This window comes from Thalassotalea euphylliae (assembly GCF_003390335.1).
Lineage (GTDB): Bacteria > Pseudomonadota > Gammaproteobacteria > Enterobacterales > Alteromonadaceae > Thalassotalea_F > Thalassotalea_F euphylliae_B.
In genome coordinates this window covers 2,789,323-2,803,355 of sequence record NZ_QUOU01000001.1, presented here as the reverse complement: position 1 = coordinate 2,803,355, position 14,033 = coordinate 2,789,323, and the positions used below count along the sequence as shown (strand labels likewise).

Below are 14,033 nucleotides of genomic sequence, written 5' to 3'. Positions count from 1 at the left end.
AGAACTTTTTAGTCTACTTATTTGAACAGTGGAATTAGCATGCTAGATAACCATACACAAAAGCACAAAGTGCTTTTCAATAACACACTTAATCGTAAGGTGTTAAAACGCACAAGTATCGCACTCTCTTTATTGGCCGGATTGACGTTAGCGGCTTGTAATAAGCCAGCACAACAACAAGCTATCAGCGCGAATGAAGGCGCGCCTGCTGTGCTCGAAAACTATGATGTATTGATTATTAACGGCCAAGTTTACAGCGGTGAAAATAAAGCACCTCAACAGCTAGCTGTTGGCATTCGCGATGATCGTATCGCTTACCTAGCCGAGCAAGTGCCACCACTGACATCAGCCGAAACCGTAATCGATGCCACAGGAAAAATGGTGACGCCTGGCTTTATTGACCCACATACCCACAGTTTAGGGGATTTAAAATCTGATAGCCGAAACAGCAATGTTAACTATCTAACGCAAGGCGTGACTACCGTGTTTAATGGCAATGACGGTGGCGGCACTCCTTATGTGAGTGATTTACTGACAGAGCTAGAAGGCAAAGGTATCGGCACTAACAATGGCAACTTTGTTGGCCACGGTACCGTGCGAAAATTAGTAATGGGACGCGAAGATCGCAAACCAACAGAGGAAGAGCTGGCAAAAATGAAAGCGCTTATTTCTGATGCGATGCAACAAGGGGCATTTGGCTTGTCTACCGGCTTGTTCTACGTGCCGGGCACTTATGCAAACACCGAGGAAGTGATTGAATTGTCAAAAGTGGCGGCACAATATGGCGGCGTTTACGAAAGCCATGTGCGTGATGAAAGCACTTATAGCATAGGTGTAAAAGGAGCGATTGCCGAGCTTATCGAGATTGGCGATAAGGCCAAAATCCCTGTTCACATCGCGCACATTAAAGCGCTTGGTGTCGATGTGTGGGGGCAAAGTAAAGACATTATCGACATGGTCGAAGCGGCTCAACAAAGGGGGCAAATCGTGACCGCGGATCAATACCCGTGGCGTGCTTCAAGTACCCGTTTACAAAATACGACTGTGCCAAGGTGGGCGTTAGAGGGGCAAGAAGCAGACGTTCAAGCGCGCTTAAACGATCCTGAGCTGCTGCCTAAACTAAAAGCGGCGATGAAAGAGAACATTCGACGTCGCGGAGGCCCTGATTCTTTACTGATTGTCACGACCCCACACGAAGGTTTAAGGGGCAAAACGATAGCTGATTTAAGTACCCAGTGGGAAATTAGCCCAGTTGAAGCAGTGCTAAGAGTTTTACGTAAAGGCGTGGTCATTAATCCAACCCGCGTTGCTTCGTTCAATATGAACCCAGAAGACATTAAAGCGTTTATGACGCAACCTTGGGTGATGACATCATCTGACGGCACCGACGGCCATCCACGCAAATACGCAAGTTTCCCTGAAAAATATGCCAACTATGTGGTTAAGCAACAGCTTATGCCCGTTGAAACCTTTGTGTACAAAAGCTCTGGGCAAGTGGCGGATACCTTTGGCATTCGCGAGCGCGGTTATTTAAAGGAAGGTTTCTTTGCCGATATTTCAATAATAGACCCAGTAAAATATCGCCCTAAAGCGGATTTTAGCCAATGGAATGTATTAACCCAAGGCGTTGACTATCAGTGGGTAAATGGCGAAATGACTATTGACCAAGGTAAGTACACGGGTAAGCTGCCAGGTAAAGGCTTGCGTTTTCAAAAATAGTTTTCAAACATAGGCTTTCAAAAAAGCGCTTGCCAAATTTTCATCGCCTTAATTACATCGCTTTAACTACATCGCTTTAATTACATCGCGTTAGGCCGCTCAAAATTGAGTTTTCCGCCGCGTTTGCTATAAGTAAATGACATCCAAATGTATATGGAGCAGATGATTATGGCAGCATGTAGCGGAACAGTTCAAAGCAATGGTACGGGTCGGGCATCTGGAAAGTGGAAGGCCTACTCAAAAGCTTTAAATCACTTTATGAGTAACGGTCAGCAACTTTGTTCGACCAAACAATGTCAACAGGGAAACTGTACTTTTCATGTCAGTGCCGCGCAGTTTGAAGCGATAGAAGTACAAGATCCCCAGCAGGTTGGTAACAAAGTGCAAATTAGCGTGCGCGGTGAGGGCTCGTGTACTTGCAGTTAATTTAACTGCGACAAAATAATGAGCTATTGACGCGCATAGTTAGCTATGTGCGTCATAGTTATCACCAGCGCTGATGGGTAAAAACAAGGTTTGATAGAGCCTTGTGGCATAACCGTCCGTCATTCCCGCGACATAATCAGCGATAACACGATAAGCATTTTCACCTTTTTCTTGTGCGAGGCGCCAACGTTTGGCGGTGCTAGTTGGCAGTAGGCGTTCAGGATCTGAAGAGAGCGCCTCAAACAACTCCATCACCACCTGTTGACCGCGATATTCAATACGTTGAATAGCGGGCAGTTTAACGACAAATTGCAGAACAAAATCTTTAAATATTTGTAATACATGTGCTTGCTCATCAGGTAGCTTGGCATTGAATTTCAGCAAAGGCTCACTAAATTCACCCGTTTGTGTTTCAACAGGTAATAACTCAATGGCCGTGATTAAATAGTTTACTAGACCACCAATGGCATCTTTTTGTAAGTAGTGATGCTCGGAAAACAGTTTGTTGGTTAGCTGTTCACTATAATCGCTGAGCCAGTTATCACCAATACTGCGCAGTGGCATTATCACATGATCATCAAAATCGTTACGGTTAACGACACCCGTGACGATAGCGTCTTCTAGATCATGAATGCCGTAAGCAATATCGTCAGCTAGCTCCATAATGGAGCAATCTAACGATTTAAAGCAGGTTTTGCTGTGCTGATTATCGCGCGGCACTATGGTTTGAAACAGGTCTCTATCGGCTGGCGATAAAGGCGCTAACACCCAATCGATAATATCACTATCATCTTGATACAAGCCTTTAGGCGGGTGCCAGTGGCGAGCTTGTAATTGGCGATAATGCACAGGTGCTAAGTTCGGTATTTTGTGCACTAGGTTGTCGAGTAATTGCGGGTATTTGATCAAGCCCAACAAGCTTCGGCGCGTCAAATTCATGCCGTGTTGTTCACTAAATGGCTCTAATCGGGCGACAATACGCAGGGTTTGGCCATTGCCCTCAAAACCACCGTGCTTTCTCATCATGTAATGCAGCGCCACTTCACCGCCATGACCAAAGGGCGGATGACCAATATCATGAGCTAAGCACAAGGCTTCAATAAGTGTGTCATCATCGGGGAAAAGCGCGGCTGCCAGCTCAGGATATTTTGAGCGCAATTGAGCGGTAATGCCCGAGCCAATTTGAGCGGCTTCAAGTGAATGGGTTAAGCGAGTGCGATAAAAATCACTTTGCCCTGAGCTGATCACTTGTGTTTTAGACTGCAAACGGCGAAAGGCCGCTGAGTGTAAAATTCTGGCGCGATCTCGTTGAAAAGGACTGCGATGATCTTGCTGGCGTTTTTGGGCACTTGGTAAACGGCGTGCTAACCAATCTTGGTTCATAGCGCTCCTTACGACACTGGCGAGTAAGTTCTGTCAAGTTGAGTGAATTCTGTCAGGTAATGATGAAAGAAATCAAACCGTAATAGCTCTAGAATGACTTTTTGGCTGCCAAATTGCAAATGAGGGTGAATATAAATCTGATAATTGACAATACCTTAGCAAGACTATGTAAGAATATTCTCGCTTGGTGGGTTTGCTGACCATGTCATTTTTATCATCTACAAAAATAAAGCCGCGCTATCGCGGCTTAGTGATTGGTCAGTAATGAAACGATTGTGAAATAGTTGCGACTAACGTTTAGCGCAGGTAACAGAGGAGCAGGTTACTTCTAGATTTTCGAGTGCTATTTATTGGCAATAAAAATAGCCCGCTTGGGCGCAGGGTAACCCTCAATCGTTTTGCTGGCATCGTTAGGATCAAGGAAATCTTTTAATGATTCGGTGTCAATCCAATCGGTTTTTCGCTGCTCGGCGACATCCGTAATGTCTGTGTTGACCATGCGCACATTGCTAAAACCACAACGCTCTAGCCAAGCACACATTGCTTTACCACTGGGTAAAAACCAGACATTGCGCATTTTGGCGTAGCGCTCACCCGGCACCAGTACGGTATTTTCATCACCATCAACAATTAAAGTTTCTAGCACCAATTCGCCGCCTTTCACCAGTTGGGCTTTAAGTTGGTAAATAAAGTCGATGGGTGAGCGGCGATGATAAAGTACGCCCATGGCGAAAACCGTATCAAAAGCGTTTAATTCTGGCAGCTGTTCAACACCCAGTGGTAATAAATGCACGTTGTTATCTTGAATAAAGTGTTGAACGGCATTGAACTGGGTGACAAAAAGCTGGGTTGGATCAACACCAACAACGAATTTTGCGCCAGCACCTCGCATTCGCCACAGGTGGTAGCCACTGCCACAACCAATATCGAGTACGTAACGGTCTTTCAAATCGCTAGTATGGGGGGCAAGGCGATCCCATTTAAAATCTGAGCGCCACTCAGTATCGATATGTAATCCGTGAATGTGATAAGGGCCTTTGCGCCATGGTTTCAGCCGTTTAAGCATATGTTCAAGGCGTTTAAGTTGTCCGGCTTCAATTTCCTCAGGCAGGCCAACGGTCACGCTGTCTTTAATATTGACATGCTGCGTCTGAGTTACAGGTAACTGCTCTAGCACCTTTTGCCATTGCGCGTATTCGCCATGTAAGTGATTTTTTTGCCAGTCTGTTAACTGTGCTGGCAATGTATCTAGCCAATGGCTTAAACGATTGCCCGCTATTGCTTGGTAGAATGCATTGTAGTGGCTCATTTATAACTCACCTTTAAAAGCAACGATGGATAAGAAATTAAAACACTGGAACCACTGGCTAATATGAACAAACCCCGCGTCAGATAAACGCTCCGTGTGATCCTCTAGTGAGTCAGGGCGCATCACGTTCTCTAGTGCGGTGCGCTTTTGAGCAATTTCCAACTCGCTATAACCGTTTGCCCGCTTAAAGTCGTGGTGTAAATCGATTAATAGCTCATTTGTCTGGTCATTTCGATGAGTAATTTTCTCTGATAATACTAATAACCCACCGGGTTTAAGGCCTTGGTAGATTTTGTTGATAAGCGCTTGGCGTTTGTCTTTTTCAATGAACTGCAGAGTAAAGTTTAGTACCACCATCGACGCATTTTCGATGGCGATGTTTTCAATATTGTCATTGAAAATCTCAACGGGTGTATTGCCTTTAAAAGCGGCAACGTGCATTTGGCAGCGCTCAACCATAGCTTGAGAATTGTCAACGCCAACAATTTTCGCATTGTTCGCTGTTATTGCTCTGCGCATAGCTAAGGTTGCGGCACCCAAAGAGCAGCCGAGATCATAGGCCGTTGAGTCGTCTTGTACATAGCGCTGACTTAATCGGCCAATAGTATCAATGATGGTGTTATAACCCGGAACAGAGCGGCTGATCATATCAGGGAATACTTCGACCACTTGCGCGTCAAAAGTGAAATCTTTGACTTGGCTGTGTGGGTTTGAATAAATTAAATCTGTGTCGTTTTTTTGCATATAACGCAGCTAAGGTCGCTAAAATGGCGGCTATTTTAACCGAATGGATTGATCTTGATAAGATAATATTGCATGGTTGAATGTAAGATTATGGAAGGTAGGGATTTAATGGATTGTAAAAAGGTAATTACTTTTGCTAGTGAAGTACTTTGGTTTATTGCGCTATTGATTGCCTTTTTAAGCACTCCAACTCTCGCATCACAAGTCAGTAAGCCCTCATTAAAAGAACAATATACCATTGCCTTTCATCAGCATAGCTACCCGTACCAGTTTGTGAATGACGACGGTGAAGCGGAGGGAGTTTTTGCCGACTTTTGGCGACTATGGGCGAAAAGGCAAGGCGTTAAGGTAACTTTTAAGCTTAGTCCTTGGGACCAAAGCATTGCCAATGTCACCAAGCATCATGCAGATTTTCACGCTGGTTTAGTGGCATTTGAGGGCGCAGAAAACTTACTTTTTAGCCACTCCATTTACCCCCATGACAGCTTTATTTATGTCGATGTAAACGCTCAAGACATACTCAGCCTTGAGCAATTAGCCCCCTATAAAGTGGGGGTTGTCAAAGGGCTTGCGAATGTCGACGCTATTACCGCTGCAAACAACATCAGCATTCGCTATTTCCCAACACGTGCAGCAATGTACGATGCACTGCTCAATGGCGAGTTATTGGCTTTTGTCGAGCAAGACGAATTTGATCAGCGCTACGCTCGCATTGCCGAGTTACAAGCGATATTTCCAAAATACAAACGGCTCAATTATTTTACTGGAGACCTTCAGGCGGCGGTGGCGAGAACTAACGAGCCGTTATTGGCATTCATCAATCAAGGGCTTGCTAAAATCAATTTATCTGAGCGCGTGGGTATTGAAAAGAAATGGCTTAATATTGCGCCTCATATTGCACCTCAAACTAGTGTCCTTAATTTGGGTTTTGCAAGCAACCTTGCGCCATTTATGGGCTACTCCGCATCTGGCAAACCACAAGGTTTATTTATTGACATGTGGCGTTTGTGGGCGAAGCAAACGGGCACGAATGTTAATTTTGTCGGCGACTCGCTAAATCGCTCTTTTGCGCAATTGCAACGAGGGGCGATAGATGCGCATATCGCTTTTACGGGTACTTTTGACGAAACAAGCGGGCTAAAAAAAGCAACAAAAGTTTATGAGCTTAATTCACAAGTATTTGTGTCCAATCGCTTACCTAATATTACTTCATTGGAACAATTGGCAGGCAAAAGGGTCGGTGTTTTTAAAGCGGCTTTTTATGTTCAGCCATTACTTGAACAGTACCCCGATATTGAATTTCATGTATTCGCCGAGCTAGCGAACATGATAACCGCTGCTGAGCGGGGTGAAATTGATGCGGCAATATCAGAAGTTGAAACTATGCAAGTTAAGCTGGTAACTGCTAACTTACAAAGCCTATTTTACGTATTAGAAACGCCAGTATTTCCTATCGAACTATTTGCTGTTGTTGGCGAAGGTAACAATCAACTTGCCGAGCAAATCAAAAAAGGCTTTGCGGCAATACCCCGCGAAGATCTCCACACACTTGAGTCGATATGGTTAACCAGTCATGAAAACTCCCATTACGCGGTTGCAGAAAAAGGGATACCGTTAACGGATGAACAGCGCCACTGGATTGCGGCTAACCCCGTACTTAAAGTGGGCATAGTCAAAGATTGGGAACCGCTTGAGTTTCTCGACGAAGAAGGGCAGCCAACAGGGATAAATCGCGATGTCGTGGAAGCAATCACTCAAGGTGCAGGCTTCGAGCTGCAATATTTCGCTTATGAAAACTGGTCTGCCCTAATTGACGCGTTTCGACAACAGGAATTAGACATAGTGCTTAGTGTTTCTCGTTCGATTAAGCAAAATATCGACTTCGACTTTTCTGACAGTTACTGGCAAATGCCGTGGAGCATTACTTATCGCCGAATATTAGGCCGTATTGATAGTTTGGCCGATATGAACGGTAAAACACTGGCGGTGGTGAAAGGCTATCAGTTGGTCAACTGGATAAAAACTAACTACCCAGCCATTACGGTTAACTTGGTTAACACAACGTCAGAGGGGTTGATCGCCGTTCAACAAGGGTTTGTTGACGGTTTCCTAGAAGGGTTACCTGTCGCTTCTACCTTCGCCAAGCAAGAGAGCATAGTACCGCTTGAGGTCGCTGTTGTTCCAGAAATTCCTCCACAAGACAGTAGAATTGGCATTCGCAAGGGCAACCTTATGTTGCAGAGTATTCTCAATCAAGGGCTGTCAGTTATCGACGAGACTATGCGGCAAGAAATATTTAATCGCTGGTTTGACGTGAATATTCATACGGGCTGGGATAAAAGGTTAGTGACTCGCATTGCTGCGCAAATTGGTTTTTTAATTATCGTCATTATTCTTTTCGTTTTGCTGTGGAACCGTCGATTACACAAAGAAGTCGATCGACGTAAAGCGTTAGAGCTGCAAATGAAACACATGGCAACACATGACGAGTTAACCGGTTTGGCTAATCGTACCTTAATTAAAACGCAAATGGAGTCTGCGATTGCACTGCATCAGCGACAAGGCTTAAAGCTCGCCGTATTGTTTGTTGACCTTGATGGTTTTAAAGGCGTAAACGATAAATACGGACACGATTTTGGCGACATTGTGCTGCAACAAGTTGCTGAGCGCCTTAGAGGATGTGTACGAAAATCTGATACTATCTGCCGCTTTGGTGGCGATGAATTTGTTATCTTGTTAACCAGCCTGAATAACAAGGAAGAAGCCGCATTTATCGCAGAGAAAATCATCGATGTGGTCAGTAAGCCGTTTCTTGGCGATCAGTATCAAGCAACGTTGGGCTCTAGTATCGGTATCTCAGTATTTCCAGAAGACGCAGACAATGGCGCCGATTTGTTAAAAACTGCTGATAATTTAATGTACCGCGTTAAATCGTCGGGTAAAAATAACTTTAGCTATCGTTAACAATTGTCGCTATTTTCATCGCTTTAAAATGGCAAGCGATAATTTGCCCATGCAGGTCTTGCATCGGGTGACATTGGCGCGCTTTTCTATATAATATCCGCAATTTTATGTATTCCCCGCTAATGATGGCGGGTTTTTCATGTCAGGATATTTCTAGATGCGTACTCTTTATTGTGGTGAGGTTAACGAATCTCACGTTGGGCAAGAAGTCACTTTATGTGGTTGGGTTAATCGTCGTCGCGACTTAGGCGCTGTGATCTTTTTAGATTTGCGTGATCGCGAAGGCATAGTGCAAGTGGTATTTGACCCAGATTTACCCGAAGTACTTGAAACGGCTAACACATTGCGCAATGAGTTCTGTGTACAGGTTAAAGGTAAAGTGCGCGCACGCCCTGAGAGCCAAGTTAACAAAGACATGGCAACAGGTGCCATTGAAGTATTAGGTTTAGAGCTAAACATTTTGAACCGCGCAGCGCCATTGCCGTTAGACTTCAACCAAGATAACTCAGAAGAGCAACGCTTAAAGTACCGCTACTTAGATTTACGTCGCCCAGAAATGACAGAGCGTTTGCGTTTTCGTGCGAAAGTAACCGCAGCGGTGCGTGAATCGTTAGAGTCGCAAGACTTTATGGATATCGAAACGCCAATTCTTACCGCCGCTACACCAGAAGGTGCGCGTGATTACTTAGTACCAAGTCGCACGCACAAAGGCAGCTTCTTCGCCTTGCCACAATCGCCGCAATTATTTAAGCAATTGCTGATGATGTCCGGCATGGAGCGTTACTACCAAATCGTTAAGTGTTTCCGCGATGAAGATTTACGTGCTGATCGCCAACCAGAATTTACTCAAATAGATATTGAAACGTCATTTATGACGGCTGATCAAGTGATGGCAGTGACGGAAAAAATGATCCGTGATTTATTCATTAAATTACTGGATGTTGACCTAGGCGACTTCCCACGCATGCCATACTCAGAAGCGATGACACGTTTTGGCTCAGACAAGCCAGACTTGCGTAACCCGCTTGAAATTGTTGACGTGGCAGACATCTTAAAAGATGTCGAATTCAAAGTATTCTCAGGCCCAGCGAATGATGAAAAAGGCCGCGTTGCGGTTATTCGTGTACCACAAGGTGCAGCCCAGTTCTCTCGTAAGAACATTGATGACCTAACAAAATTTGTTGGCATTTACGGCGCGAAAGGTATGCCGTGGCTGAAAGTGAACGACAAAGCCGCTGGCATGGAAGGTATCCAATCGCCAATTCTTAAATTCTTAGATGAAACAGCGGTTAACGCGTTACTAGAGCGCACTGGCGCAGAAACTGGCGACATTATTTTCTTCGGTTCAGACAGCTACAACGTAGTTACTGAATCTTTAGGCGCATTGCGTTTAAAACTTGGTGAAGACTTGGGCTTAACCACAGACGAGTGGAAACCACTATGGGTTGTAGACTTCCCAATGTTTGAAGAAGTTGACGGCCACTTACATGCACTTCACCACCCATTTACTGCACCAAGTAATATGACGCCAGAAGAGCTTGAAGCAAACCCAATTGGCGCGCTTTCAAACGCTTACGATATGGTACTAAATGGTTGTGAGTTAGGTGGTGGTTCAGTACGTATCCACGACCAAGCAATGCAAGCCGCGGTATTCAGAATTCTAGGTATCAGCGATGAAGAAGCACAAGAGAAATTTGGTTTCTTATTAGAAGCACTGCAGTACGGTGCGCCACCACATGCTGGTTTAGCGTTCGGTCTTGACCGTCTAGTGATGCTAATGACAGGTGCAAGCTCTATTCGTGACGTAATGGCATTCCCGAAAACAACTACGGCGGCATGTCCATTAACCAACGCACCGGGTCAAGCAAACCCGGCGCAATTAGCAGAGTTAAGTATTGCCACGATTGCCAAGCAAGACGAAAAAGCTGAACAAGCATAATAGTTAATGGCAACGGGAAGCTGTGAATTACATTGCTTCCTTAGATCATTTCTGTAAAGTCGTAAAACGCGCTAGGGTTTTAAACAGCATTAATGCTTCAAACCCGCGCGTTTTTTTGTGGAAACTTTTCAACAAGAGATTGGGATAGCGAATTGGCAATCATCTTAGGTATTGACCCCGGTTCACGCTTTACTGGTTACGGTGTTATCGAACAACAAGGGCGAAAATTTACGTATTTAGGGAGTGGCTGTATTAAAGCCATTGCCGCAGGGGAAGACTTAGGCACGCGTTTACAAACTATCTTTGCGGGTGTTTCTGAGCTGATAATTCAATTTAAGCCAGATATGTTCGCCATTGAACAGGTGTTTATGGCAACTAACCCTGATTCGGCGCTAAAACTAGGACAAGCAAGAGGGGCGGCAATTGTCGCCGCAACGAATGCTGGCATGTCGATCGCGGAGTATTCTGCGCGCCAGATCAAACAATCTGTGGTTGGCACAGGTGCTGCCGATAAAACCCAAGTGCAACATATGGTCAAATCCATCCTTAAACTGCCGGGGACACCCCAAGCGGATGCCGCCGATGCACTGGCGGTTGCGCTCTGTCATGCCCATAGTCATGATTCGATTGTTAAAATGGCAGGACAGGTGAGTAAAACGGTGCGAGGCCGCTTACGTAAATAAGTGCTCAGGCAGTGAAATCAGTTTACTGTATATATATCTAGTGTTAAGCTCGCTTTATTAAATAAGTAAGCTAGAAACACTTAGCATAGCTGAACAGTAAGCTGCTCAGCTAGGAGCAGTAAAGAGGATGTGCCGTGATAGGACAATTACGTGGCAAATTATTAGTCAAACAGCCGCCAGATATCATCATTGATTGCAATGGCGTGGGTTATGAAGTGCAAGTGCCGATGACCACGCTATATGCATTACCTGAATTAAATCAAGAAACCACACTTTATACCCATTTTGTCGTGCGTGAAGATGCACAATTGCTTTACGGCTTCGCTACCCAGGTTGATCGCAAACTATTCCGCTTGTTAATTAAAGCGAGTGGCGTAGGTCCTAAGCTGGCATTGGCAATTTTATCTGGTATGTCGGCAGAGCAATTTGTTAGCTGTGTTGCTCATGATGATGTCACCACAATTGTTAAAATTCCCGGTATTGGTAAGAAAACGGCGGAGCGTTTATTGATTGAAATGCGCGATCGCATTAAAGATTGGCAAGCCGATCTCGTTACCCCTGCAACGGATGCTGCGCCGTTTGAATTGGCAGCCGATAACGCGTTGAACGTCAGTGGTGCCAAAGGTGATGCGACTAATGCCCTTGTTTCATTGGGTTACTCGCAAGCGCAAGCTGATAAAGCGATTAAAGCCGTGTATGATGCCAGTAAATCCAGTGAGCAGCTGATTAAAGATGCCTTAAAGGCAATGCTGTAGTTAGTAAAGCATTACGCCTAAAACGTAACTAAGACACAGAACAAGTCAAAAACAGAAGAATATAGATGATAGAAGCAGATCGACTAATCCAGCCAGCGGCAACCATAGAAGACGAAGGGGTAGATCGCGCGATTCGCCCGAAAATGCTGGCGGATTACACCGGGCAAGATCACGTTAAAGCGCAAATGGAAATTTTTATTCCAGCAGCAAAAAAACGCAATGAGCCACTTGATCATCTATTGATTTTTGGTCCACCGGGCTTAGGTAAAACGACACTCGCCAATATTGTTGCTAACGAAATGGGCGTGAGTATTCGCACCACTTCTGGACCAGTATTGGAAAAAGCGGGCGATTTAGCAGCGCTGCTCACCAACTTGGAAGAAAACGACGTCCTCTTTATTGACGAAATTCATCGTTTAAGCCCTATGGTGGAAGAAGTCTTATACCCCGCCATGGAAGACTATCAACTGGATATTATGATTGGCGAAGGGCCAGCCGCTCGCTCGATTAAACTCGACTTACCCCCTTTTACTTTGATTGGCGCAACCACAAGAGCAGGAGCGCTAACGTCACCACTTAGAGATCGCTTTGGTATTGTGCAGCGCTTAGAGTTTTATTCGGCAAAAGATTTAACCGATATCGTTGCTCGCTCAGCACACTTTTTGAATTTAACCATTGATGAAGAAGGTGCATTTGAAGTGGCACGCCGCTCGCGTGGCACGCCGCGAATCGCCAATCGTTTATTGCGTCGAGTACGTGATTATGCCGACATTAAAACTGGCGGCATCGTTAACAAAGAAAGTGCTGCCAGTGCACTTGATATGTTAGAAGTGGATAATGAAGGCTTCGACATTATGGACAGAAAGTTACTGCAAGCTATTATCGATAAATTTATGGGTGGGCCTGTAGGGCTGGATAATCTGGCAGCGGCGATTGGCGAAGAGCGCGAAACCATTGAAGATGTGCTCGAACCTTTCCTAATTCAACAAGGCTTTTTACAACGTACGCCACGTGGGCGTATCGTCACTGAACGAACTTATCACCATTTTGGACTAGCTAAACCCGCTTGATATCAGTTGTAATGGGGCAAAAATCGTCAAAATTGAATAAATAAAGGGTTAACGATCAAGTTAGCCCTTTTTAGTTTCTGAGCGAGCAATAGATTACTTATTTCAGACCTTGTTATTGCATGTGTTGTTTATTTTTGCGACACCCACATACTGTCTTTCATTTCATTAAGCGATTTACGCGTGCAAGCGGCAGTTAGCTGACAGTCGCCACCTAAGCGGCTGCCAGTGGAATTATTTCTGCCACGAAAAGTTGCCAGTAAGTTATCGAACGCTTGAGTTTGGCTGTAGCCTGTAATTGTCATACGTTCATAAGTTTTACCATCCCAGTTACTCAAAGCAACTTCGCTATCACTGTTTTTTGCCAACCACATATTGTGTTCAACTAACTTGTGATAGAGGGAAGGGTAGTTAGTTTCATTGAAGACATTTTTTTTGTGCAACGCTTCAATAAGCGCAGGTAACTTGTTATCACGTGTATCAAACGATCTGCTCAGCCATTTGTCTGATGCTTCATAGTTTGGCGGATTGCCTTTTTCGACATCACCTTGAGCGTGCGCTTTACCCAATAAAAATGATGCGTGAATATGGCCATTAGCAGCGGCTCGCTCTAACCAATAAATACCTTGTTCGTGATCTTGCAAGTCGGGCTCAGAAACGTAAATGAGGCCCGTCATATATTGCGCCTCTTTCGAACCATTAACTGCCGTTTTTCGGTAATATTTTAATGCCAGCGCTTTGTCGATATCGGTGCCATAACCATAGTAGTAAAACTTAGCGGTATTGTACTGCGCTGAAACATAGCCTTTGCGGGCAGCGCGTTTAAACTTTTTAAAATACGACACACATGCTTCACTGTCACAAGCTGATAATTGATTGGCAATGGCAGGCTTTGTCATCGCAGTAAATGTAAATAGGACAGCTACTGCAATACCTGTAATTAGCGTTGAAACACGCATAGAAGTGTTACTTGTGAAAGTGATATTTGTTGATTTAGCCATATTTTCCCTCTCTTGACGTGTTTGATCCGCGATAACGCTAACC

At 44.7% G+C, this 14,033-nt stretch carries 11 protein-coding genes; 7 read left to right on the top strand and 4 right to left on the bottom strand.

All coding sequences use genetic code 11. From position 1 onward, the window contains the following. Positions 1-39: 39 nt before the first annotated feature. Together DXX93_RS12440 and DXX93_RS12435 are read left to right on the top strand one after the other, a co-directional pair. The gene (locus DXX93_RS12440) at positions 40-1,719 is read left to right on the top strand and encodes an N-acyl-D-amino-acid deacylase family protein (protein WP_116008374.1); all 1,680 of its coding nucleotides are present in this window, start codon (positions 40-42) and stop codon (positions 1,717-1,719) included. Positions 1,720-1,887: 168 nt separating this feature from the next. After that, on the top strand, positions 1,888-2,145 hold the full coding sequence (locus DXX93_RS12435) for a hypothetical protein (protein WP_116008373.1): 258 nt from the start codon (positions 1,888-1,890) through the stop codon (positions 2,143-2,145). Between the two features lie 39 nt (positions 2,146-2,184). Here DXX93_RS12435 and DXX93_RS12430 read toward each other — a convergent pair whose 3' ends face one another. The 3 genes from DXX93_RS12430 to cmoA all read right to left on the bottom strand — a co-directional run bounded on the left by DXX93_RS12430 (position 2,185) and on the right by cmoA (position 5,581). Next, positions 2,185-3,528: an anti-phage deoxyguanosine triphosphatase gene (locus DXX93_RS12430; protein WP_116008372.1), complete on the bottom strand. Its 1,344-nt coding sequence runs from the start codon at positions 3,526-3,528 to the stop codon at positions 2,185-2,187. A 343-nt stretch (positions 3,529-3,871) separates the two neighbouring features. Continuing rightward, positions 3,872-4,837 (bottom strand): tRNA 5-methoxyuridine(34)/uridine 5-oxyacetic acid(34) synthase CmoB, encoded by a 966-nt coding sequence (gene cmoB / locus DXX93_RS12425; RefSeq protein WP_116008371.1) that lies wholly within the window; start codon positions 4,835-4,837, stop codon positions 3,872-3,874. Further along, positions 4,838-5,581, bottom strand: coding sequence for a carboxy-S-adenosyl-L-methionine synthase CmoA (cmoA, locus tag DXX93_RS12420; protein WP_116008370.1), 744 nt, complete (start codon positions 5,579-5,581; stop codon positions 4,838-4,840). Positions 5,582-5,689: 108 nt separating this feature from the next. Between cmoA and DXX93_RS12415 the strand changes: the two genes are divergently transcribed. From DXX93_RS12415 to ruvB, 5 genes are all read left to right on the top strand, one after another. Beyond that, a complete protein-coding gene (locus DXX93_RS12415) occupies positions 5,690-8,545 on the top strand; it encodes a diguanylate cyclase domain-containing protein (protein ID WP_181902216.1) in 2,856 nt (951 codons plus the stop codon). A gap of 157 nt (positions 8,546-8,702) precedes the next feature. Further along, positions 8,703-10,484 (top strand): aspartate--tRNA ligase, encoded by a 1,782-nt coding sequence (aspS, locus tag DXX93_RS12410; RefSeq protein WP_116008368.1) that lies wholly within the window; start codon positions 8,703-8,705, stop codon positions 10,482-10,484. Positions 10,485-10,636: 152 nt separating this feature from the next. Further along, complete coding sequence (gene ruvC / locus DXX93_RS12405) at positions 10,637-11,167, top strand: crossover junction endodeoxyribonuclease RuvC (RefSeq protein ID WP_116009941.1); 531 nt, start codon at positions 10,637-10,639, stop codon at positions 11,165-11,167. Between the two features lie 134 nt (positions 11,168-11,301). Beyond that, positions 11,302-11,922, top strand: a complete 621-nt coding sequence (gene ruvA / locus DXX93_RS12400; RefSeq protein ID WP_116008367.1) for a Holliday junction branch migration protein RuvA — start codon at positions 11,302-11,304, stop codon at positions 11,920-11,922. Positions 11,923-11,987: 65 nt separating this feature from the next. After that, positions 11,988-12,992 carry a Holliday junction branch migration DNA helicase RuvB gene (gene ruvB, locus DXX93_RS12395; RefSeq protein WP_116008366.1) on the top strand — a complete coding sequence of 335 codons (1,005 nt, stop codon included), beginning with the start codon at positions 11,988-11,990 and terminating at the stop codon, positions 12,990-12,992. Between the two features lie 128 nt (positions 12,993-13,120). On the opposite strand, the gene DXX93_RS12390 is transcribed toward ruvB, so the two are convergent. Next, on the bottom strand, positions 13,121-13,990 hold the full coding sequence (locus DXX93_RS12390) for a tetratricopeptide repeat protein (RefSeq protein ID WP_116008365.1): 870 nt from the start codon (positions 13,988-13,990) through the stop codon (positions 13,121-13,123). Positions 13,991-14,033: the final 43 nt, after the last annotated feature.